Origin of the sequence: Pantoea conspicua (genome assembly GCF_002095315.1) — a bacterium.
GTDB classification, from domain to species: domain Bacteria; phylum Pseudomonadota; class Gammaproteobacteria; order Enterobacterales; family Enterobacteriaceae; genus Pantoea; species Pantoea conspicua.
In genome coordinates this window covers 30,184-49,750 of record NZ_MLFN01000013.1, presented here as the reverse complement: position 1 = coordinate 49,750, position 19,567 = coordinate 30,184, and the positions used below count along the sequence as shown (strand labels likewise).

20 protein-coding genes and 1 pseudogene are annotated in these 19,567 nt (G+C 55.0%); 13 read left to right on the top strand and 8 right to left on the bottom strand.

Features of this window, described 5'->3' with window-relative positions; all coding sequences use genetic code 11:
* Positions 1 to 363 precede the first annotated feature (363 nt).
* From cyoA to HA41_RS07100, 6 genes are all read left to right on the top strand, one after another.
* Entirely contained in the window at positions 364 to 1,290 is a 927-nt protein-coding gene (gene cyoA / locus HA41_RS07125) for a cytochrome o ubiquinol oxidase subunit II (RefSeq protein WP_031374679.1), read from the top strand.
* A gap of 4 nt (positions 1,291 to 1,294) precedes the next feature.
* Positions 1,295 to 3,277, top strand: coding sequence for a cytochrome o ubiquinol oxidase subunit I (gene cyoB, locus HA41_RS07120; RefSeq protein ID WP_094120186.1), 1,983 nt, complete (start codon positions 1,295 to 1,297; stop codon positions 3,275 to 3,277).
* Positions 3,277 to 3,894 carry a cytochrome o ubiquinol oxidase subunit III gene (locus tag HA41_RS07115; RefSeq protein ID WP_013356987.1) on the top strand — a complete coding sequence of 206 codons (618 nt, stop codon included), beginning with the start codon at positions 3,277 to 3,279 and terminating at the stop codon, positions 3,892 to 3,894. The genes cyoB and HA41_RS07115 overlap by 1 nt, the downstream gene beginning before the upstream one ends.
* Complete coding sequence (locus tag HA41_RS07110; RefSeq protein WP_094120185.1) at positions 3,894 to 4,223, top strand: cytochrome o ubiquinol oxidase subunit IV; 330 nt, start codon at positions 3,894 to 3,896, stop codon at positions 4,221 to 4,223. The genes HA41_RS07115 and HA41_RS07110 overlap by 1 nt, the downstream gene beginning before the upstream one ends.
* Before the next feature lie 13 nt (positions 4,224 to 4,236).
* A complete protein-coding gene (gene cyoE / locus HA41_RS07105) occupies positions 4,237 to 5,124 on the top strand; it encodes a heme o synthase (protein WP_094120184.1) in 888 nt (295 codons plus the stop codon).
* A gap of 132 nt (positions 5,125 to 5,256) precedes the next feature.
* Positions 5,257 to 6,621 carry an MFS transporter gene (locus tag HA41_RS07100; protein ID WP_094120183.1) on the top strand — a complete coding sequence of 455 codons (1,365 nt, stop codon included), beginning with the start codon at positions 5,257 to 5,259 and terminating at the stop codon, positions 6,619 to 6,621.
* Positions 6,622 to 6,858: 237 nt separating this feature from the next.
* On the opposite strand, the gene HA41_RS07095 is transcribed toward HA41_RS07100, so the two are convergent.
* The gene (locus HA41_RS07095) at positions 6,859 to 7,350 is read right to left on the bottom strand and encodes a YajQ family cyclic di-GMP-binding protein (RefSeq protein ID WP_003852530.1); all 492 of its coding nucleotides are present in this window, start codon (positions 7,348 to 7,350) and stop codon (positions 6,859 to 6,861) included.
* Between the two features lie 135 nt (positions 7,351 to 7,485).
* Here HA41_RS07095 and panE point away from each other — a divergent pair, with 135 nt between their 5' ends.
* Together panE and yajL are read left to right on the top strand one after the other, a co-directional pair.
* Positions 7,486 to 8,406 (top strand): 2-dehydropantoate 2-reductase, encoded by a 921-nt coding sequence (panE, locus tag HA41_RS07090; protein WP_094120182.1) that lies wholly within the window; start codon positions 7,486 to 7,488, stop codon positions 8,404 to 8,406.
* Positions 8,366 to 8,956, top strand: a complete 591-nt coding sequence (gene yajL, locus HA41_RS07085; protein WP_208612749.1) for a protein deglycase YajL — start codon at positions 8,366 to 8,368, stop codon at positions 8,954 to 8,956. The genes panE and yajL overlap by 41 nt, the downstream gene beginning before the upstream one ends.
* Before the next feature lie 66 nt (positions 8,957 to 9,022).
* Here yajL and thiI read toward each other — a convergent pair.
* Positions 9,023 to 10,470: pseudogene (gene thiI, locus HA41_RS07080) on the bottom strand (tRNA uracil 4-sulfurtransferase ThiI).
* Between the two features lie 232 nt (positions 10,471 to 10,702).
* Between thiI and xseB the strand changes: the two are divergent.
* From xseB to HA41_RS07060, 4 genes are all read left to right on the top strand, one after another.
* Positions 10,703 to 10,945: an exodeoxyribonuclease VII small subunit gene (xseB, locus tag HA41_RS07075; protein ID WP_094120180.1), complete on the top strand. Its 243-nt coding sequence runs from the start codon at positions 10,703 to 10,705 to the stop codon at positions 10,943 to 10,945.
* Positions 10,945 to 11,844, top strand: coding sequence for a (2E,6E)-farnesyl diphosphate synthase (ispA, locus tag HA41_RS07070; protein WP_094120179.1), 900 nt, complete (start codon positions 10,945 to 10,947; stop codon positions 11,842 to 11,844). The genes xseB and ispA overlap by 1 nt, the downstream gene beginning before the upstream one ends.
* A gap of 19 nt (positions 11,845 to 11,863) precedes the next feature.
* The gene (dxs, locus tag HA41_RS07065; protein ID WP_094120178.1) at positions 11,864 to 13,729 is read left to right on the top strand and encodes a 1-deoxy-D-xylulose-5-phosphate synthase; all 1,866 of its coding nucleotides are present in this window, start codon (positions 11,864 to 11,866) and stop codon (positions 13,727 to 13,729) included.
* 89 nt (positions 13,730 to 13,818) lie between these two features.
* Positions 13,819 to 14,793 (top strand): aldo/keto reductase, encoded by a 975-nt coding sequence (locus HA41_RS07060; RefSeq protein WP_094120177.1) that lies wholly within the window; start codon positions 13,819 to 13,821, stop codon positions 14,791 to 14,793.
* A 68-nt stretch (positions 14,794 to 14,861) separates the two neighbouring features.
* Here the strand turns inward: HA41_RS07060 and pgpA are convergent, their stop codons facing one another.
* From pgpA to nrdR, 6 genes are all read right to left on the bottom strand, one after another.
* Positions 14,862 to 15,356: a phosphatidylglycerophosphatase A gene (pgpA, locus tag HA41_RS07055; RefSeq protein WP_094120176.1), complete on the bottom strand. Its 495-nt coding sequence runs from the start codon at positions 15,354 to 15,356 to the stop codon at positions 14,862 to 14,864.
* Complete coding sequence (thiL, locus tag HA41_RS07050; protein WP_094120175.1) at positions 15,346 to 16,323, bottom strand: thiamine-phosphate kinase; 978 nt, start codon at positions 16,321 to 16,323, stop codon at positions 15,346 to 15,348. Before thiL ends, pgpA begins: the two co-directional genes overlap by 11 nt.
* A gap of 55 nt (positions 16,324 to 16,378) precedes the next feature.
* Entirely contained in the window at positions 16,379 to 16,798 is a 420-nt protein-coding gene (gene nusB / locus HA41_RS07045; RefSeq protein ID WP_094120174.1) for a transcription antitermination factor NusB, read from the bottom strand.
* Positions 16,799 to 16,817: 19 nt separating this feature from the next.
* Positions 16,818 to 17,288 (bottom strand): 6,7-dimethyl-8-ribityllumazine synthase, encoded by a 471-nt coding sequence (ribH, locus tag HA41_RS07040; RefSeq protein ID WP_094120173.1) that lies wholly within the window; start codon positions 17,286 to 17,288, stop codon positions 16,818 to 16,820.
* Between the two features lie 91 nt (positions 17,289 to 17,379).
* Entirely contained in the window at positions 17,380 to 18,483 is a 1,104-nt protein-coding gene (gene ribD / locus HA41_RS07035) for a bifunctional diaminohydroxyphosphoribosylaminopyrimidine deaminase/5-amino-6-(5-phosphoribosylamino)uracil reductase RibD (RefSeq protein WP_094120172.1), read from the bottom strand.
* Between the two features lie 3 nt (positions 18,484 to 18,486).
* Positions 18,487 to 18,936, bottom strand: a complete 450-nt coding sequence (gene nrdR, locus HA41_RS07030) for a transcriptional regulator NrdR (RefSeq protein WP_009091750.1) — start codon at positions 18,934 to 18,936, stop codon at positions 18,487 to 18,489.
* Between the two features lie 186 nt (positions 18,937 to 19,122).
* Here nrdR and lysM point away from each other — a divergent pair, with 186 nt between their 5' ends.
* A complete protein-coding gene (gene lysM / locus HA41_RS07025; protein WP_094120171.1) occupies positions 19,123 to 19,560 on the top strand; it encodes a peptidoglycan-binding protein LysM in 438 nt (145 codons plus the stop codon).
* Positions 19,561 to 19,567: the final 7 nt, after the last annotated feature.

The window sequence follows — 19,567 nt, the reverse complement described above, 5'->3', positions numbered from 1 at the left end:
TTTAAAAAAAACATTCTTGCCAAAATAGGAACCTCTGAAATACTAAAAACCGGTGAGCAATTAGTTTGGTTAAATTTCATCGATCAAATGATGCGAATTTGTTAAATAATCTGGAGATAAAAGTAAGGGTTATTCCTTTCCCTGATTTTTTAGCGGTTACTTCCATTGGTTTTTGTTATATTAGCCCCAACTGCTTGTCTGCGTTAATAATTTGTCACCTGAAGCAACATCTGTGACACCCTTAGCAAAAGGTGTCAACACGCCTCTGACACATCCTTAAGCTGGTTTACACTGCATAAACCTTCCCGTAAAATGCGCGCACACTTAAACGACAATAGAGCCCTTTGTCATTGAGGTCGTTAAATGAGACTCAGTAAATACAATAAAAGTTTGGGGATTTTGTCATTAATTGCAGGCACTTTATTAATGAGTGGCTGCGATAGTGCATTGTTAAATCCCAAAGGACAGATTGCACTGGAGCAACGTTCGCTGATACTGACTGCCTTTGGCCTGATGTTGATCGTCGTCATCCCCGCAGTCTTGATGGCCGTGGTGTTTGCCTGGAAATATCGGGCGTCCAACACGAATGCGAAGTACAGCCCGAACTGGTCACACTCTAACAAAGTGGAAGCCGTGGTCTGGACCATTCCGATCCTGATCATTCTCTTCCTCAGCGTGCTGACCTGGAAATCAACCCACGCACTGGAGCCCAGCAAACCGCTGCAATCCGATGTGAAACCGGTTGAGATCGATGTGGTTGCACTGGACTGGAAATGGTTGTTCATTTACCCGGAACAGGGTATTGCGACCGTGAACCAGATTGCCTTCCCGGCAAATACGCCAGTGAACTTCAAAATCACGTCTAACTCCGTCATGAACTCTTTCTTCATCCCGACACTCGGCAGCCAGATTTATGCAATGGCTGGTATGCAGACCAAGCTGCATCTGATTGCGAATGAGCCAGGGACTTTCGACGGTATCTCTGCGAACTTCAGTGGTCGCGGTTTCTCTGGCATGAAGTTTAAAGCCATTGCAACCAAAGACGACGCGGAATTCCAGCAGTGGGTGGCTAAAGTTAAAGCAGCCCCTAACACGCTGAACACTATGGAAGATTTCGAGAAAGTGGCTGTACCAAGCGAAAATCATCCGGTGGAATATTTCTCTTCAGCTGATCCGAAACTGTTCTTGCAAGTCATTAACAAGTTCAAGATGAGCCACGGGAAAATGGACATGCCTGAGCACGAAGGTATGGACATGAGTCACGCCGCTTCCGCGGGAGCCGAGGAATAATACGATGTTCGGAAAATTAACACTGGATGCAGTGCCGTACCATGAGCCGATTATCATGGTTACGGTCGCCGGTATCATCTTAGGTGGTCTGGCGGTCATTGCTGCCCTCACCTATTTTGGTAAATGGCAATATCTGTGGTCAGAATGGCTAACGTCTGTCGACCACAAAAAACTGGGTATCATGTATATCATCATGGCCTTCGTCATGCTGCTGCGTGGCTTTGCCGATGCGATCATGATGCGTACCCAACAGGTACTGGCTTCGGCCGGGGAAGCAGGCATATTGCCACCGCACCACTACGACCAGATCTTTACCGCGCACGGCGTGATTATGATCTTCTTCGTGGCGATGCCGTTCGTGGTTGGCCTGATGAACATCGCCGTTCCGCTGCAGATTGGCGCACGCGACGTTGCGTTCCCGTTCCTGAACAACCTGAGCTTCTGGTTTACTGCGGTCGGTGTGATCCTGGTTAACCTGTCGCTGGGTGTGGGCGAGTTCGCACAGACCGGCTGGCTGGCCTATCCGCCGCTCTCCGGCGCGGAGTACAGTCCCGGCGTCGGGGTCGATTACTGGATCTGGAGTCTCCAGCTCTCCGGTATTGGTACGACCTTAACCGGTATTAACTTCTTCGTGACCATTCTGAAGATGCGCGCACCGGGCATGAGTCTGTTCAAAATGCCGGTCTTTACCTGGACTGCGCTGTGTACCAACGTCCTGATCATCGCAGCGTTCCCGGTTCTGACCGTTACGCTGGCGCTGCTGACACTTGATCGTTATCTCGGCTTCCATTTCTTCACCAATGAAATGGGCGGGAACATGATGATGTACGTCAACCTGATCTGGGTCTGGGGTCATCCGGAAGTGTACATTCTGGTCCTGCCGGTGTTTGGTGTGTTCGCAGAAATTACCGCGACCTTCTCCAAAAAACGTCTGTTTGGTTACACCTCGCTGGTATGGGCGACCATCGCCATTACCGTGCTGTCGTTCATCGTCTGGCTGCACCACTTCTTCACCATGGGTGCAGGTGCCAACGTTAACGCCTTCTTCGGTATCATGACGATGATCATCGCGATTCCGACCGGGGTTAAAATCTTTAACTGGCTGTTCACCATGTATCAGGGCCGCATTCAGATGCACTCTGCCATGCTGTGGACTGTGGGCTTCCTGGTGACCTTCTCCGTAGGGGGTATGACCGGCGTACTGCTGGCCGTTCCGGGTGCTGACTTCATTCTGCACAACAGCCTGTTCCTGATTGCACACTTCCATAACGTGATTATCGGTGGTGTGGTGTTCGGTTGTATGGCGGGCGTGACCTACTGGTTCCCGAAAGCCTTTGGCTTCACCCTGAACGAAACCTGGGGTAAGCGCGCATTCTGGTTCTGGATTATTGGCTTCTTCGTTGCCTTTATGCCGCTGTACGCACTGGGCTTCATGGGTATGACCCGTCGTCTGAGCCAGGATATCGATCCACAGTTCCACTCCTTGCTGGTGGTTGCTGCGGTCGGTGCCGGTCTGATTGCAATGGGTATCCTGTGTCAGCTGACCATGTTCTACGTTTCGGTCCGTGACCGTGATCAGAACCGTGATCTGACCGGTGACCCGTGGGGCGGTCGTACGCTGGAGTGGGCAACTTCTTCACCACCACCGTTCTACAACTTTGCCGTTATCCCGCATGTGCATGAGCGTGACGCTTTCTGGGAAATGAAAGAGAAAGGCGAAGCGTACAAACAGCCGGAAAAATATGAAGAAATTCATATGCCGAAAAACAGTGGTGCTGCTCTGATCATCTGTGCATTCGCCACGGTTATGGGCTTCGCGCTGATCTGGCACATCTGGTGGCTGACAGGTCTCTCTTTCCTCGGCATGATCGTTACCTGGATCGTGAAGAGCTTCGACGAGGACGTGGATTACTACGTACCGGTTGCCGAAGTACAGAAAATTGAGAAGCAGCACTTTGACGATATCAGCAAAGCAGGTCTGAAATAATGTCAACTGAAACTCTGATTAAGCATCACCACGACGCCCATGCGGAGCATGGGCATCACGATGCAGGAGCCAATAAAGTCTTTGGCTTCTGGATCTACCTGATGAGTGACTGCATTATCTTCGCAACCCTGTTTGCGACCTATGCAGTTATGGTCAACAACACTGCCGGTGGCCCGGCAGGTAAAGATATCTTTGAACTGCCGTTTGTTCTGGTAGAAACCGCCCTGCTGCTGTTGAGTTCGATCACTTACGGCATGGCTGTTATCTCCATGAACAAGGAGCAAAAAGGTGCCGTTATCGGCTGGCTGGCGCTGACCTTCCTGTTCGGTCTGGGCTTCATCGGCATGGAAATCTATGAATTCCATCACCTGATTGCTGAAGGCTTTGGTCCGGATCGCAGTGGCTTCCTGTCTGGCTTCTTTACGCTGGTCGGTACCCACGGTCTGCACGTGACCTCAGGTCTGATTTGGATGCTGGTACTGATGTTCCAGGTCTCTAAACGCGGCCTGAATGCCACTAACCGTACCCGTATCATGTGTCTGAGCCTGTTCTGGCACTTCCTGGACGTGGTCTGGATTTGCGTCTTCACCGTTGTTTACCTGATGGGAGCCATGTAATGAGTCATTCTGTTAACGAACATGGCGCTTCTCACGGTAGCGTGAAGTCTTACATGATCGGCTTCATCCTCTCTATCATCCTGACGGCGATCCCGTTCTGGATGGTAATGGATGGCGGTGCCTCTCACGGTACCATTCTCGGTGTTGTGCTGGTCTGTGCAGTGATTCAGGTGCTGGTGCACCTGGTTTACTTCCTGCACTTAGACAGCAAATCTGAGGGTGGCTGGAACATGGTGGCCATTGTCTTCTCGGCAATCATCATCCTGATTGTCGTTGTAGGCTCACTGTGGATCATGTGGAACCTCAACTACAACATGATGCCTCACTAAAGAGTCGCGCGTAATGTTTAAGCAATACCTGCAAGTTACAAAACCAGGAATTATTTTCGGGAATTTAATTTCTGTGATCGGCGGATTTTTGCTGGCCTCTAAAGGCAGCATTGATTACGCCCTGTTTCTCACCGCACTGGTTGGCGTGTCACTGGTGGTCGCATCAGGTTGTGTTTTCAACAACGTGATTGACCGCGACATCGATATCAAGATGGAGAGAACCAGGAATCGGGTGCTGGTAAAAGGCCTCATCTCCGCGAAAGTAAGCCTGGTTTATGCCACTGTATTGGGTATTGCTGGCTTTGCGTTGCTCTATTTCGGCGCTAACCCGCTGGCCATGTGGCTGGCGGTGATGGGCTTCGTGGTGTACGTGGGCGTTTACAGCCTCTATATGAAGCGTAATTCCGTCTACGGTACGCTGATCGGCAGCCTGTCTGGCGCCGCGCCGCCGGTGATCGGTTACTGCGCGGTCTCCAATGAGTTTGATGCGGGCGCGTTAATCCTGCTGGCGATCTTTAGCCTGTGGCAGATGCCGCATTCTTATGCGATTGCTATTTTCCGCTTTAAAGATTACCAGGCCGCCAACATCCCGGTTCTGCCGGTGGTGAAAGGCATCTCGGTGGCGAAGAATCATATTACGCTCTACATTCTGGCGTTTATGATTGCCACGCTGATGCTGACGCTGGGGGGTTACGCTGGCTACAAATATCTGGTGGTGGCAGCGGCCGTCAGCGTCTGGTGGCTGGGCATGGCGTTATCGGGTTACAAGACCTCAAACGATCGTGTCTGGGCGCGTAAACTGTTTGTCTTCTCTATTGTCGCTATCACTGCACTCAGCGTGATGATGTCGGTAGATTCGATGGCACCCGCCTCAAAAGACCTGCTGACTTACATCGGGTAACCGATACCGCAACAGCATGAAAAGGGCGCGATTTTCGCGCCCTTTCTTTTTGTTACCACTGCTTAAAAACTATTATTTTACCCGCCCTGCCCCGCCCCCTAAAATGAACGCAGCACATTAACAGAGGTTGGAATGAACGATAATAAAATGACTCCGGTGGAGCTGCGCGCCACATGGGGCCTCGGTACGGTCTTTTCCCTGCGCATGTTGGGAATGTTCATGGTCCTGCCGGTACTGACCACGTATGGCATGGCGTTACAGGGTGCGAGCGAAACCTTAATCGGCCTGGCGATTGGTATCTATGGCCTTGCTCAGGCGATATTTCAGATTCCTTTTGGACTGCTCTCTGACCGTATAGGGCGTAAACCGCTGATCGTGGGCGGGCTGCTGCTGTTTGTGCTCGGCAGCGTCATCGCGGCCTGCACCGAATCGATCTGGGGAATTATCCTGGGACGCGCCCTGCAGGGCTCCGGTGCGATTGCCGCCGCGGTGATGGCATTGCTGTCCGATCTGACCCGTGAACAGAACCGCACCAAGGCGATGGCCTTTATCGGCATCAGTTTCGGCATCACTTTTGCGATTGCGATGGTGGTCGGTCCGATCGTCACCCATGCGCTGGGTCTGCATGCGCTGTTCTGGATGATTGCAATTCTGGCCTCGCTCGGCATTGTGATTACGCTGCTGGTGGTGCCCTCCGCCTCTCACCATGTACTGAACCGTGAATCGGGCATGGTAAAAGGCAGCTTCCGAAAAGTGCTGGCCAATTCCCGACTGGTTAAGCTCAATATCGGTATTTTCTGCCTGCATGTGCTGTTGATGTCGAGCTTTGTCGCCCTGCCCGGCCAGTTTGAACAGGCGGGATTACCGGCACCCGAACACTGGAAAGTCTATCTTGCCACCATGCTGATCGCCTTTGCCGGCGTGGTGCCGTTCATCATCTACGCCGAAGTGAAACGTCGCATGAAGCGGGTGTTTGTCGGCTGCGTCGGCATGCTGGTAGTGGCTGAGATTGTGCTGTGGGGCGCGGAGGGTCACTTCTGGACACTGGTGATCGGTGTTCAGCTCTTCTTCTTCGCCTTTAATCTGATGGAAGCGATTCTGCCGTCGCTGGTGAGTAAAGAGTCGCCCGCCGGCTATAAAGGCACGGCGATGGGTCTTTACTCCACCAGCCAGTTCCTCGGCGTGGCGGTAGGCGGCAGCATGGGCGGCTGGGTATTCGGTCACTTCGATGCGCAGACCGTATTCCTGGTCGGAGCCATCGTTGCTGCCGCCTGGCTGTTTGTCAGCATGACGATGCAGGAGCCACCTTACGTCAGCAGCCTGCGACTGGTGCTGAGCGATGCGGCGCTGGCGGCCCCCAATCTTGAGCAGCGCCTGAAAGCGCAACCGGGCGTCAACTCGGTGTTCATCGTACCCGAAGAGAAAAGCGCCTATATTAAAATTGACAGTAAGGTCACCAGCCGTCCTGAACTGGAAGCCTTGCTGGGTAGTTGCTAGTTTAAAACGGGTTCTGCCGGTTAGATCTGGCCGATTAGCCCGTTTCGCTAGAGGGTCGGATCTGGCTCAGGGAACACGGTCAGATCGGAAAGACGCCCGCCAGCTATCAACTCCCAACTATCTCCAGAATTTCGACTTGTTTAAAGCAACAGAAGCCCACCCAAACTCAACAACAAAAAACCCGGCCTTAGCCGGGTTTTTATCACTGCATGCAGGCTGAAAATTCAGCCTGCCCGCTTAATCGCGGAAATTTTTAAACTGGAACGGCTGACCCAGATTGCTGCCGCGCACTATCGCCATCGCACCCTGCAAATCATCACGCGCTTTGCCGGTCACGCGTAATGCTTCCCCCTGGATCTGGGTCTGTACTTTCAGCTTGCTGTCTTTGATCAGCTTCACCAGCTTCTTCGCCACGTCGCTTTCAATGCCTTTTTTCAGTTTGGCATCCACCGCCCAGCTTTTACCGCTGTGTTCAATCTCTTCCGGTACCTCTAAGGCACCCCCTTCAATTCCGCGCTTCAGCAGTTTCTCACGCAAAATATCGACCAGCTGTTTAACCTGAAAATCGGATTCGCTGGTGATTTTGATGGTTTCATTCTTTTCGTTGAGCTCAAATTCGGCGCTCACGTTGCGGAAATCAAAGCGGGTAGACACTTCACGGTTGGCATTTTCCACCGCATTGCGAATTTCCTGCAGATCGACTTCTGAAACGATATCGAAAGATGGCATCTCTTCTTCTCCTGACGCTAAAGTGACATGCATAATACGCGTCTTACGGCGCTAAATAAAATCAGGCTGCGCACAACGCTATACTTGTTCTGTGACAGTAAATAATAAATGGATAGCCCGCCAGCGGGAGGCAGTATGAAAATTACCGTGTTAGGTTGCGGTGCTCTGGGGCAGGTCTGGCTCACGGCGCTGGCCCGCCAGGGACACGAGGTTCAGGGATGGTTGCGGGTCCCTCAACCTTATTGTTCAGCCAATGTCGTCGATCCCCAGGGCAACATTTCAAACCGTACATTCATTGCTAACGATCCGCTGTTTCTGGCTGAAAGTCAGCTGCTGCTGGTGACCCTGAAAGCCCCGCAGGTTTCCCCGGCGGTTAAAAATCTTGAAAGCGTGCTGGCAGAAAATTGCCCTGTGCTGCTGCTGCACAATGGCATGGGGACGCTGGAGGAGCTGAAAGGGCTGACTCAGCCGCTGTTGCGCGGCGTTACCACCCATGCCGCGATGCGCGATGGCACGGTGATCAAACACATTGCCAGCGGTATCACTCATATCGGTCCCGGCAACCGCAAAAGCGCTGCTTACAGCGATGTTGCCGAGATCCTGCATCACGCGCTACCCGACGTCGCCTGGCACGACAATATCCGAGCCGCCTGCTGGCGCAAGCTGGCGGTTAACTGCGTGATTAATCCGATGACAGTAGAATATGAGTGTCAGAACGGTGCCTTACGCGCCTATGCCGACCAGATCGCACGACTGTGCGAGGAGATCAGCTGGGTCATGGAGCGCGAAGGCCAGACCGTCGCCAGCGAAAGCCTGCAGGATATGATTTTCGACGTGATTGAAAGCACCGCCGCCAATACCTCGTCGATGCTGCAGGATATCCGCGCTCAGCGGCTGAGTGAAATTGACTATATCAGCGGCTTTCTACTGCGCCGCGCCCGGGCCCACGGTCTGGTGCTGACCGAAAACAGCCGCCTGTATGACATTGTTAAACGTAAGGAGTCCTATTATGTCCGTGAACGCATCGGTACTGGTTTGCCTGGCACATGGCAGTGAAGAGACCGAAGCCGTTACCACTATCGACTTGCTGGTGCGGGCCGGATTGAAAGTGGTGACCGCCAGCGTTGAGAGTGATGGCAGTCTCGAAATCCGCTGCTCACGTGGCGTTCGCCTGCTGGCGGATGCGCCGCTGGTCGAGGTGGCTGATAACGATTATGCGGCGATTGTGCTGCCCGGCGGGCTGAAAGGCGCAGAGACATTCCGCGACAGTCCGCTGCTGGTCGAAACGGTGCGGCAGTATCATCTCAACGATAAAATTGTTGCGGCCATCTGTGCCGCGGCCGGTACGGTACTGGTGCCGCACGATCTGTTCCCGGTAGGCAACATGACGGGCTTTCCCGGCCTGAAACAGACGATTCCTGAAGAGAAATGGATGGAGCGTCGGGTGGTCTGGGACCCGCGGGTGAAGCTGCTGACCAGTCAGGGACCCGGTACTGCGATGGATTTTGCCCTGAAGCTGATTGATCTGCTGGTGGGGAAAGAGAAAGCGCGCGAGGTTGCAGCACAGCTGGTGCTGGCGCCAGGTATTTACGACTATCAGGCCTGATGATACCCGAGGCGGCCAGGCAGGACGGTGATCGTCCCGACTGGCCGTGTTACCGGCAAAAAAGCACTATGGACGGTAAACTTTAACGTTCTTAAAGCCCTGCTCATGCAGGTAAAGCGCCTGCAGACGACTCATCACGCCACGATCGCAATAGAGCAACCAGGTACGATTCTGATCGAGATCGGCGAACTGGCTGCTGAGCTTGTAAAACGGCAGCGATTTGACCTCGGTCGCATTGAGCTTAAGCGGATTCTCTTCCTGCTCATCAATCGCCCGGATATCCAGCACGATGTCGTTATCGCCCAGCAAGGCCACGGTTTCGACCTCCACCACCTCTTCTTCGGTCTGTTCGGCAATGGTACGAATATCGACGTTGGTCGCCTCTTCTACCACCCGATTCAGGATATCGAAATCGAAGTTCTGCTCCTCTGCCTCAATCTTCGCCTTAACCGCTTTCACCGTCGGGCTTTTTGAGATTACGCCGCAATACTCCGGCATGGTGCTGGCAAAATCTTCGGTACCGATCTCACGCGCCACCCTGATGATGTGCTCTTTATCATGCGAGATCAGCGGACGCAGGATCAGAGTATCCGAGGCGTTATCGATCAGGCGCAGGTTAGTCAGCGTCTGGCTGGAGACCTGGCCGACCGCTTCACCGGTCACCAGCGCCTGCACGCCGTAGCGCTCGGCGATTATTGAGGCGGCACGCACCATCATGCGTTTCAGCACCACGCCCATCTGGCCGTCATCCACTTTTTCCAGAATTTCACCCACCACCGGCTCGAAATTGATCGCTACAAAGCGAACCCGGTGCGAACGACCAAAGCGATTCCACAGGTAGTGCGCGACCTGACGCACGCCGATTTCATGCGCCGCACCCCCCAGATTAAAGAAGCAGTAGTGTACGCGACTGCCGCGACGCAGCAGCATGTAGCTGGAGACGCCGGAGTCAAAGCCACCAGAAATCAGCGACAGCACATCTTCCTGCGTGCCGATCGGGAATCCACCCAGCCCTTCGTAGCGCGCCGTCACCAGCGTCAGACGGTTCTCTTCCACTTCAAGATTGACCGTCACGTCCGGGTTTTAAGCTGAACGCGCGCACTTTCGATGTGCTGATTCAGTCCGCCACCGACATAGCGTTCCACATCCTGTGAACTGAAGCTGTGCTTACCGCGACGTTTAACGCGGACGCAGAAGCTCTTTCCTTCCAGACTGTCGCGGTACTGGGCTAACGTCTGCTCGAAGATGTGATGAATATCGGTATATTCCCGATCTTCTACCGCTAAAACGTGATGGATCCCTGGAATGCGCGTCAGCTCATCAGGAATAATCTCCCCGAGCGCCGGATTTTTAGAACGCACTTCAATATGATCCCAATAGCGCACAACCGCGATATCCTCGCTGACAGTCTTAAGGACATTGCGGATATTGCTGGCAAGAATCTTAATAAAGCGCAAACGCACCGACGGACTCTTGATGGTGATTTCAGGAAATAACTTGATGATAAACTTCATGGCGACACAGCTTCGTTGAGCAAATAAGTGCTAAAACAGGCAGCACTTAGCTGGTAAAATCACAAAATTGCGGGCTGCATGGCGCATCCGCATCCGAGGCGCAGGAGTATATCACCTTTGTCAGGTGACTGCTTCTTCAACAGCCGCCGCATTGATTATTTTGCTAATCATTTGGTCTCAGCTACCATGACCGATTGCAGGATAATGTCCCAACCGTGAGTCGACCCAAAATATGCCGAAAAAAGCCGAACAGCCAGCCAGCTTTGAAACGTCATTGCAGCAGCTGGAACAGATTGTCAGCCGTCTGGAAAGTGGTGAACTGCCGTTGGAAGAGGCGCTGAATGAGTTTGAGCGAGGTGTGCAACTGGCGCGTACCGGTCAGCAAACGTTGCAACAGGCTGAACAGCGTGTGCGCATTTTGCTGAGCGACGATAAAGATGCTGAACTCACCTCTTTTACCCCGGAAAACGACTAATGGATTTTGCCCGGATGCTCAATGGGTATCACCAGCAGGTGAATGCCGCGCTGACGCGCTTTATAGAGCCACTCCCTTTTCAGAGTTCTCCTCTGGTTAATGCCATGCATTATGGGGCATTATTAGGCGGTAAACGCCTGCGCCCTTTTCTGGTTTATGCCACCGGCGAAATGCTTCATGCCGACCCGGCGAGTCTGGATGCGCCCGCTGCGGCGGTTGAATGCATTCACGCGTACTCTCTGATTCATGACGATCTCCCTGCTATGGACGACGATGCACTGCGTCGCGGGCAGCCGACCTGTCACATTAAATATGGCGAAGATACCGCGATACTGGCCGGCGATGCCTTACAGACGCTGGCCTTCTCGATTCTGACCGATACGCCGATGCCGGGCGTCAGCGCGGAGTATCGGCTGATGATGCTGTCGGAACTGGCGCAGGCCAGCGGCGTGGCGGGGATGTGTGGCGGTCAGGCACTGGATCTGGCGGCAGAGGGTCAGTCGGTGGATCTGGTTCAGCTGGAGCAGATTCATCGCCACAAGACCGGAGCGCTGATTCGGGCCGCAGTGCGGCTGGGTGCGCTGGCGGCGGGCGAAGCGGGTCGTGGAGCATTACCGGCACTTGACCGCTATGCTGAGGCTATCGGGCTCGCCTTTCAGGTACAGGACGACATTCTGGATGTGGTGGGCGATACCGCGGTTATCGGAAAACGTCAGGGAGCCGATCAACATCTCGGCAAAAGCACCTATCCTTCACTGTTAGGGTTAGAACAGGCCCGTGCCAAAGCGCGGGACTTGTATCAGGAAGCCCTTGATGCATTAGAAATTCTCGCAGCGCAATCCTATAACACCACAGCATTGCAGGCGCTGGCGAGCTTCATAATTGAACGCGACAAATAACTTCCATAATGAGTCTCTGATGAGTTTTGATATTGCAAAATACCCGACACTGGCGCTGGCAAATACGGTTCAGGAGCTGCGCGCCCTGCCGAAAGAGAAGTTGCCCGCGCTCTGTGATGAACTGCGTCAGTATCTGCTAGACAGCGTGAGCCGCTCAAGCGGCCACTTTGCGTCGGGTTTAGGCGTGGTCGAACTGACGGTTGCGCTTCATTATGTCTACAATACCCCGTTCGACCATCTGGTCTGGGATGTGGGTCATCAGGCTTATCCGCATAAAATCCTGACCGGTCGTCGCGATCGCATTGGCACCATTCGCCAGAAAAATGGCGTGCATCCGTTCCCCTGGCGCGGCGAAAGTGAATATGACGTCCTGAGCGTCGGTCACTCGTCGACCTCGATTAGCGCGGGTCTCGGTATGGCAGCGGCGGCAGAGCGCGAAGGTCTGGGCCGTCGCACCGCCTGTATTATCGGCGACGGTGCCATCACCGCAGGCATGGCATTTGAAGCGATGAACCACGCGGGCGATATCAAACCGGACATGCTGGTGATCCTCAACGATAACGAGATGTCGATCTCAGAGAACGTCGGCGCGTTGAACAACCGCCTGGCGCAGATCCTGTCGGGCAAAACCTATGCGCGACTACGTGAAGGCGGGAAGCGCGTGCTGACCGGCCTGCCGCCAATAAAAGAGCTGGTGCGCCGCACTGAAGAGCACCTGAAAGGCATGGTGGTACCGGGTACGCTGTTTGAAGAGCTCGGCTTCAACTATATCGGTCCGGTTGACGGTCACGATGTGCTGACGCTGGTCAATACCCTGAGCAACATGCGCAACCTGAAAGGGCCGCAGTTCCTGCACATCATGACCCGGAAAGGCAAAGGCTACGCGCCGGCAGAAGAAGATCCGATCGCCTGGCATGCAGTGCCGAAATTTGATCCCGCCAGCGGCGAACTGCCCAAAAGCGCAGAAGGCTTGCCGAGCTACTCGAAGATTTTCGGTAACTGGCTGTGCGAAATGGCAGCCGACGATCCGAAACTGATGGCGATTACGCCCGCGATGCGTGAAGGCTCCGGGATGGTCGGTTTCTCACGCGAGTATCCCAACCAGTATTTTGACGTGGCGATTGCCGAGCAGCATGCGGTGACCTTCGCGGCCGGGATGGCGATTGGCGGTTACAAACCGATTGTTGCCATCTACTCCACCTTCCTGCAGCGCGCCTACGATCAGCTGATCCATGACGTGGCTATCCAGAAACTGCCGGTCCTGTTTGCTATCGATCGCGGCGGCATTGTTGGCGCCGATGGTCAGACCCATCAGGGCGCGTTTGATCTGGCGTATCTGCGCTGCGTGCCGGATATGGTGATCATGACGCCGAGCGATGAGAACGAATGCCGGCAGATGCTCTACACCGGCTATCACTATCAGGATGGCCCAAGCGCGGTGCGTTATCCGCGCGGCACCGGCATCGGCACGCCGCTGACGCCGTTGCAAAGCCTGCCGCTGGGTAAAGGCGTAGTGAAGCGTCAGGGCGAAACACTGGCGATCCTCAACTTCGGTACCCTGTTACCGGAAGCGGCGGCCGCGGCGGAAGCGCTTAATGCCACGCTGGTGGATATGCGCTTCGTTAAGCCGCTGGATGAGGCGCTGATTGCTGAGCTTTCGGCCAGTCACGAGGCGTTGATTACGCTGGAAGAAGGTGCGATCAAAGGCGGTGCGGGCAGTGGCGTCAACGAACTGGTGATGGCGAAGCGTCTGCGTATTCCGGTACTGAATATCGGTCTGCCTGATGAGTTCATCCCGCAGGGTACACAGGACGAAATCCGTCATGACTACCTACTGGACGCAGAAGGTATTCAGCAACAGATCGCCAGCTGGCTGGCACAGTAATCCCCTCCTCTGCGCTCCCCCTCGGGGAGCGCAACCCCTGCTATGCTTATTCTCTGCTCAAAATCATGCGCTATGCCGCTGGAGTCATTATGAAAACCATTCAACTGGGTAATACCGATCTGCAGGTTTCGCGTCTCTGTCTCGGCTGTATGACCTTTGGAGAGCCGACGCGCGGTAATCACGCCTGGACGCTGCCGGAAGCCAGCAGTCGTCCGCTGATCCAGCAGGCGCTGAATGCCGGCATCAACTTTTTTGACACCGCCAATAGCTACTCCGATGGCAGCAGTGAAGAGATCCTCGGCCGGGCACTGAAAGATTTCGCCCGCCGTGACGAGGTGGTGGTCGCCACCAAAGTCTACTTTCCGCTGAGTAACCTGTCTCAGGGTCTGTCGCGCCAGAATATCCTGCAGTCAATTGATGACAGTCTGCAGCGCCTGGGTATGGAGCATGTCGATCTGCTGCAAATCCACCGCTGGGATTACGACACACCACTGGAGGAGACGCTGGAAGCGCTACACGATGTGGTGCAGTCCGGCAAAGCGCGCTATATCGGTGCCTCGTCAATGCATGCCAGCCAGTTTGCCCAGGCACTCACTCTGCAGAAGCAGCAGGGCTGGCATCGCTTTGTCAGCATGCAGGATCAGTACAACCTGATTCAGCGTGAGGAGGAGCGCGAAATGCACCCGCTGTGCCTGCAGGAGCAGATCGCCGTGCTGCCGTGGAGCCCGCTGGCGCGCGGCAAGCTGACCCGTCCGTGGGGCGAAACCACAGCGCGTTCCAGTTCAGATAAGGTGATGGAATCACTGTATGCCAACACCGAAGAGAACGATGCAGCGATCGCGCAGCGGCTGGCGCAGGTGGCTGAGGATAAAGGGGTAACCCGGGCGCAGGTGGCACTGGCGTGGCTGTTGAGTAAGCCGGCCGTCACCGCACCGATTATCGGTGCCTCGCGGGCTGAGCAGTTTGATGATTTGGTCAGGGCGGTGGACGTGACGCTGAGTGAGGCCGAGATTGCCGCGCTGGAAGAGGTCTATCAACCGCATCAGGCGGTGGGATTCGAGTAAAAAACCGCACCCTACCCGCTTAGTGCGGGTCAGGGTGCGTGGCTAACGCGGCAGACGATAACGGGTTATTAACCGGCCAGCCAGACATTGATGCCATACAGCATCGCCGCGGCAATCACGCCGGCAATAATATCGTCAACCATGATGCCCATACCGCCATGCACGTTGCGATCGAACCAGCGTATCGGCCAGGGTTTCCACATATCCAGAATGCGGAACAGCACAAAGCCGCCCAGCACCCACTGCCAGCTGTTGACCGGGATCGCCATCAGCGTGATCCACATGCCGATAAACTCGTCCCAGACAATGCTGCCGTGATCGTGTACGCCCATATCTTTGGCGGTGCGATGACAGAGGTAAACGCCGAGGCAGATCCCCACCAGCACCACCAGCGAATAGAGATCCTGCGGCAGAGATGTCATCAGCCACCAGAAAGGAATCGCCGCCAGCGATCCCATGGTGCCGGGCACCACCGGGCTGAGTCCGCTGCCAAAACCGGTCGCCAGCAGATGCCAGGGATTGCTCATCCGCAGGCGGCCTTTTGCCACATCGTTATTTAGCATCAAAGTGATCAAACCCTTTATGGCGGAACGTTGCTGGCTTGCCATTTTCCAGCAACATCAGCCCTTCCGACTCCGGTGCCATCTGACCAATACAGGTATAAGGCACGCCAAGATGACCCAGCGCCACATCCAGCGCGCCGCGGTTCACCTCAGGCACGGTAAAGCAGAGCTCATAATCTTCGCCACCGCTCAGCGCCCAGCGTAACACCTGATCGGGCTCGAAGTGATCGCGTAGCGCGGCGGAAAGCGGTAACGCGTCGAGGTTAAGGCGCGCGCCGCAACCGCTGGCTTTCAGCACATGACCGAGGTCAGAGATCAACCCGTCCGAGAGATCGACCGCCGAGGAAGCCAGAGAGCGCAGCGCCTGCCCCTGCAGAATGCGCGGCATCGGCCGCAGATGCCGTTTAATCAGCGTTTCATGCACCGCCGGATCGCTGATGCGACAGTGATGCTGCAGCAGCGCCAGACCGGCCGCACTGTCACCCAGCGTGCCGGTGACGTAGATCCAGTCACCCGGTTTTGCACCCGAACGTTTCAGGGCACGTCCCTGCGGTACCAGGCCATGAATCGCCAGCGTCAGGCTCAGCGGGCCGCGCGTAGTATCGCCGCCCACCAGCTGCATGTCGTAATATTCCAGCAGCTCAAACAGACTTTCACTGAACGCGGAGAGCCAGCTCTCATCGACCTGTGGCAGGGTTAAGGCCAGTGTCAGCCACGCCGGATCGGCGCCCATAGCAGCGAGATCGCTGAGGTTAACCGCCAGCGCTTTGTAGCCTAAATCGGCAGGATGGATATCCCGTAAGAAATGCACGCCCGCGACCAGGGTATCGGTGCTGATTGCCAGCGTCTGTTTTTCCGGCACGCTAAGTAACGCACAATCGTCGCCGATGCCGAGTTCGACGTCACGACGGCTGCGCGTTCTGCGGTTGAAGTAGCGTGCGATGAGTTCGAATTCACCACAAGACATAATTGCGTTCCGCTTAACCCTTTATGAAAAAAGGCCGGCAAGCCGGCCTTTTTGTTTATTTGCGATGGGGTCGAATCTGTGGACCGGCTTTATCCAGTACACCGTTAACAAATTTATGACTGTCTTCAGCGCCGAACACTTTCGCCAGCTCAATCCCTTCGTTGATGGCCACTTTATACGGCACATCATCGCGTTTGCTCAGCTCATACAGCGAGATACGCAGAATAGCTTTTTCGACCTGGCCCAGCTCTTCGAGCTGACGCGACAGGTAAGGCTTCATCAGTCCATCCAGATACGCACTGTTGGTCGCCACACCGGACAGCAGTTCGCGGAAATAGCTAATGTCGACGTCTTTGACGTCTTGTTCCGCCAGAAACTGGTATTCCACATCGGCAATGTCGTTGTTAGACAACTGCCAGGAGTAAAGCGCCTGAACAGCGCACTCACGGGCGCGACGACGAGCAGCAGGTTTCACAAAATTCCCCTTACAAAAATCAGGCTTTAATGGCTTTCAATACATTGATCATTTCGAGCGCGGTCAGGGCCGCTTCGGCACCTTTATTACCGGCTTTGGTGCCAGCACGCTCAATGGCCTGCTCGATATTTTCGGTGGTCAGCACGCCGAACGCGACTGGAATCTCGCTGTTCATGGCGACGCTGGCGATACCGGAGCTGGCTTCACCGGCCACATATTCGAAGTGAGCGGTGCCACCACGAATCACGGTACCCAGTGCAATAACGGCGTCATACTTGCTGGTTTTTGCCAGCGCGCGCGCTGCCAGAGGCAGTTCATACGCGCCTGGAACCCAGACTACGGTGATATTGTCATCTTTGACCTGGCCAATACGTTTCAGGGCATCAACTGCGCCATCCAGCAGGCTGTCATTAATGAAGTTGTTAAAACGCGCAATAACGATGGCGACATTGGCCTCAGGCGTTGCAACAGCAGCTTCGATAACGTTCATACTTATCCTTTCAGGGGGTTTGTTTGGCCCCGCGCAGGGGGGCGGATTCTATCATACTCTTCGGCGGCGTGCTCTCGCTTTTCCGTCCGTGTTATTGCGGCGTCAGGGTCAGGCGTAAATCGTCGCCGACCTGACGAACGTCGCGGAAAACAAAGTCCGGCGCATCGGCCAGACGATCAAGGCCCGGCAGCTGGCACAGGCCACGGCCCTGGTCGCCGAGTAACTTCGGCGCCAGATAAACAATCAGTTCATCGGCCAGTCCGGCCTGCAACAGTGCGCCCGCCAGGCTGGCACCCGCTTCGACCCAGACGCTGTTCACCTGACGCTGACCGAGCAGCATCATCATCGCCACCAGGTCCAGTTGCTGTTCACGCAGCGGCACAGCGATTTGCGTGACGCTGGCAGGCCAAGACTGCTGATCGGGTTGATGGCGCATCAGCCAGGTCTCACCCGGCTGGTCAATCAGGCGATGCTGCGGTGTCACCCGGTTCTGGCTGTCGACGATCACCCGCAGCGGCTGCCGCAGTTGCTGCTCATCCAGTAACGCCCGGGTGCCGGTGTTAAGTTCGGACCAGCGCACCGTCAGTGAGGGATCGTCAGCCAGCACCGTGGCACTGCTGCTGAGGATCGCGGCACTTTGCGCCCGCAACCGCTGGACATCGCGACGCGCAGTCGCTGAGGTGATCCACTGGCTTTCGCCATTCGCCATCGCGGTGCGACCATCCAGCGAGGCACCCAGTTTGAGCTGGATCCACGGGAAACCCGTACGCATCCGCTTCAGGAAACCGCGGTTCAGGCCTTCCGCTTCATCCATCATCAGGCCATGACTGACCGCAATCCCGGCCTGATGCAGACGGTGCAATCCGCGACCGGCGACTTGTGGATTGGGGTCCTGCATCGCCGCAACCACCCGACTGACACCGGCGGCAATCAACGCATCGCAGCAGGGTGGCGTGCGTCCATGATGGCTGCACGGCTCCAGCGTGACATAGGCGGTCGCGCCACGCGCTTTTTCACCGGCCATCCGCAGAGCATGGACTTCAGCATGGGGTTCGCCGGCACGCTGATGCCAGCCCTCGCCCACCACCTGACCGTCGCGCACGATCACACAGCCGACGTTCGGATTCGGCATGGTGGTAAAGCGGCCGCGCCGCGCCAGTTCCAGCGCGCGCGCCATATAGATTTCATCGGTCATCGCTTAATCCTGTAACCGGGCGATCTCTTCGCCAAAATCACGTATATCTTCGAAGCTGCGGTAAACCGAAGCAAAACGAATATAGGCGACTTTATCGAGCTTCTTCAGCTCATCCATCACCAGATTGCCAATCAGTTTGCTGGGAATTTCGCGTTCGCCGGTGGCGCGCAGCTGGGTTTTAATGTGGTTTACCGCGCTTTCAACCGCGTCGGCACTGACCGGGCGCTTCTCAAGCGCCTTCATCATCCCGCTGGCCATTTTGTCTTCATTGAAAGGTTCGCGTACGTCATTACTTTTCACCACGCGCGGCATCACCAGTTCTGCCACTTCAAAGGTGGTAAAACGCTCGTGACACATCAGACACTGGCGCCGGCGCCGCACCGACGATCCTTCACTAACCAGACGAGAATCAATCACTTTGGTGTCCACAGCGGAGCAGAATGGGCAATGCATGACGTTTCCTGACGCGAGAGAAATGGGTCTGACAGTGTAGCGCGAACTGCCGATCAACAAAATCTCTTCCGTGCGTTTGCAGAATTCACTTCGCAGCATAAACAGTGGTAAATTTCACCTGCGGCAAAAGGGACTACGCTTAATGAGCTGCAAGTAAAATATTTTACCTGACACATTGGAGGTTTTATGGGTTTGTTTAATTTCGTGAAAGAAGCGGGTGAAAAACTGTGGGATGCCGTGAATGGCGGCGATGACCAGAGTAAAAAATTACAGGATCACATCAATAAGCTCGGCCTGCCGGACAGTGACAAAGTGAATGTGAAAGTGGATGGCGACACCGTTACAGTCAGCGGTGATGGCCTGTCACAGGAGCTGAAAGAGAAGATTCTGGTTGCCGCCGGTAACGTCGCAGGCATCACCAAAGTGGAAGACAAAGTGACCGTGAACGACAGCGCAGTCGAGTCGGAACTTTACACGGTGAAAAAAGGCGACACGCTGAGCGCTATTTCAAAACAGGTTTATGGAAATCCTAATGAATACAATAAGATTTTCGAAGCCAACAAGCCAATGCTGTCGCATCCTGATAAGATCTATCCTGGTCAGGTTTTACGCATTCCAAAATAACCGACAA

Excerpts from the sequence above, each read along its gene's own strand:
- cyoA (WP_031374679.1), top strand. The coding sequence starts at position 364 with ATGAGACTCAGTAAATACAATAAAAGTTTGGGGATTTTGTCATTAATT.
- cyoB (WP_094120186.1), top strand. The coding sequence starts at position 1,295 with ATGTTCGGAAAATTAACACTGGATGCAGTGCCGTACCATGAGCCGATT.
- HA41_RS07115 (WP_013356987.1), top strand. The coding sequence starts at position 3,277 with ATGTCAACTGAAACTCTGATTAAGCATCACCACGACGCCCATGCGGAG.
- HA41_RS07110 (WP_094120185.1), top strand. The coding sequence starts at position 3,894 with ATGAGTCATTCTGTTAACGAACATGGCGCTTCTCACGGTAGCGTGAAG.
- cyoE (WP_094120184.1), top strand. The coding sequence starts at position 4,237 with ATGTTTAAGCAATACCTGCAAGTTACAAAACCAGGAATTATTTTCGGG.
- HA41_RS07100 (WP_094120183.1), top strand. The coding sequence starts at position 5,257 with ATGAACGATAATAAAATGACTCCGGTGGAGCTGCGCGCCACATGGGGC.
- HA41_RS07095 (WP_003852530.1), bottom strand. The coding sequence starts at position 7,350 with ATGCCATCTTTCGATATCGTTTCAGAAGTCGATCTGCAGGAAATTCGC.
- panE (WP_094120182.1), top strand. The coding sequence starts at position 7,486 with ATGAAAATTACCGTGTTAGGTTGCGGTGCTCTGGGGCAGGTCTGGCTC.
- xseB (WP_094120180.1), top strand. The coding sequence starts at position 10,703 with ATGCCGAAAAAAGCCGAACAGCCAGCCAGCTTTGAAACGTCATTGCAG.
- ispA (WP_094120179.1), top strand. The coding sequence starts at position 10,945 with ATGGATTTTGCCCGGATGCTCAATGGGTATCACCAGCAGGTGAATGCC.
- dxs (WP_094120178.1), top strand. The coding sequence starts at position 11,864 with ATGAGTTTTGATATTGCAAAATACCCGACACTGGCGCTGGCAAATACG.
- HA41_RS07060 (WP_094120177.1), top strand. The coding sequence starts at position 13,819 with ATGAAAACCATTCAACTGGGTAATACCGATCTGCAGGTTTCGCGTCTC.
- pgpA (WP_094120176.1), bottom strand. The coding sequence starts at position 15,356 with ATGCTAAATAACGATGTGGCAAAAGGCCGCCTGCGGATGAGCAATCCC.
- thiL (WP_094120175.1), bottom strand. The coding sequence starts at position 16,323 with ATGTCTTGTGGTGAATTCGAACTCATCGCACGCTACTTCAACCGCAGA.
- ribH (WP_094120173.1), bottom strand. The coding sequence starts at position 17,288 with ATGAACGTTATCGAAGCTGCTGTTGCAACGCCTGAGGCCAATGTCGCC.
- ribD (WP_094120172.1), bottom strand. The coding sequence starts at position 18,483 with ATGACCGATGAAATCTATATGGCGCGCGCGCTGGAACTGGCGCGGCGC.
- nrdR (WP_009091750.1), bottom strand. The coding sequence starts at position 18,936 with ATGCATTGCCCATTCTGCTCCGCTGTGGACACCAAAGTGATTGATTCT.
- lysM (WP_094120171.1), top strand. The coding sequence starts at position 19,123 with ATGGGTTTGTTTAATTTCGTGAAAGAAGCGGGTGAAAAACTGTGGGAT.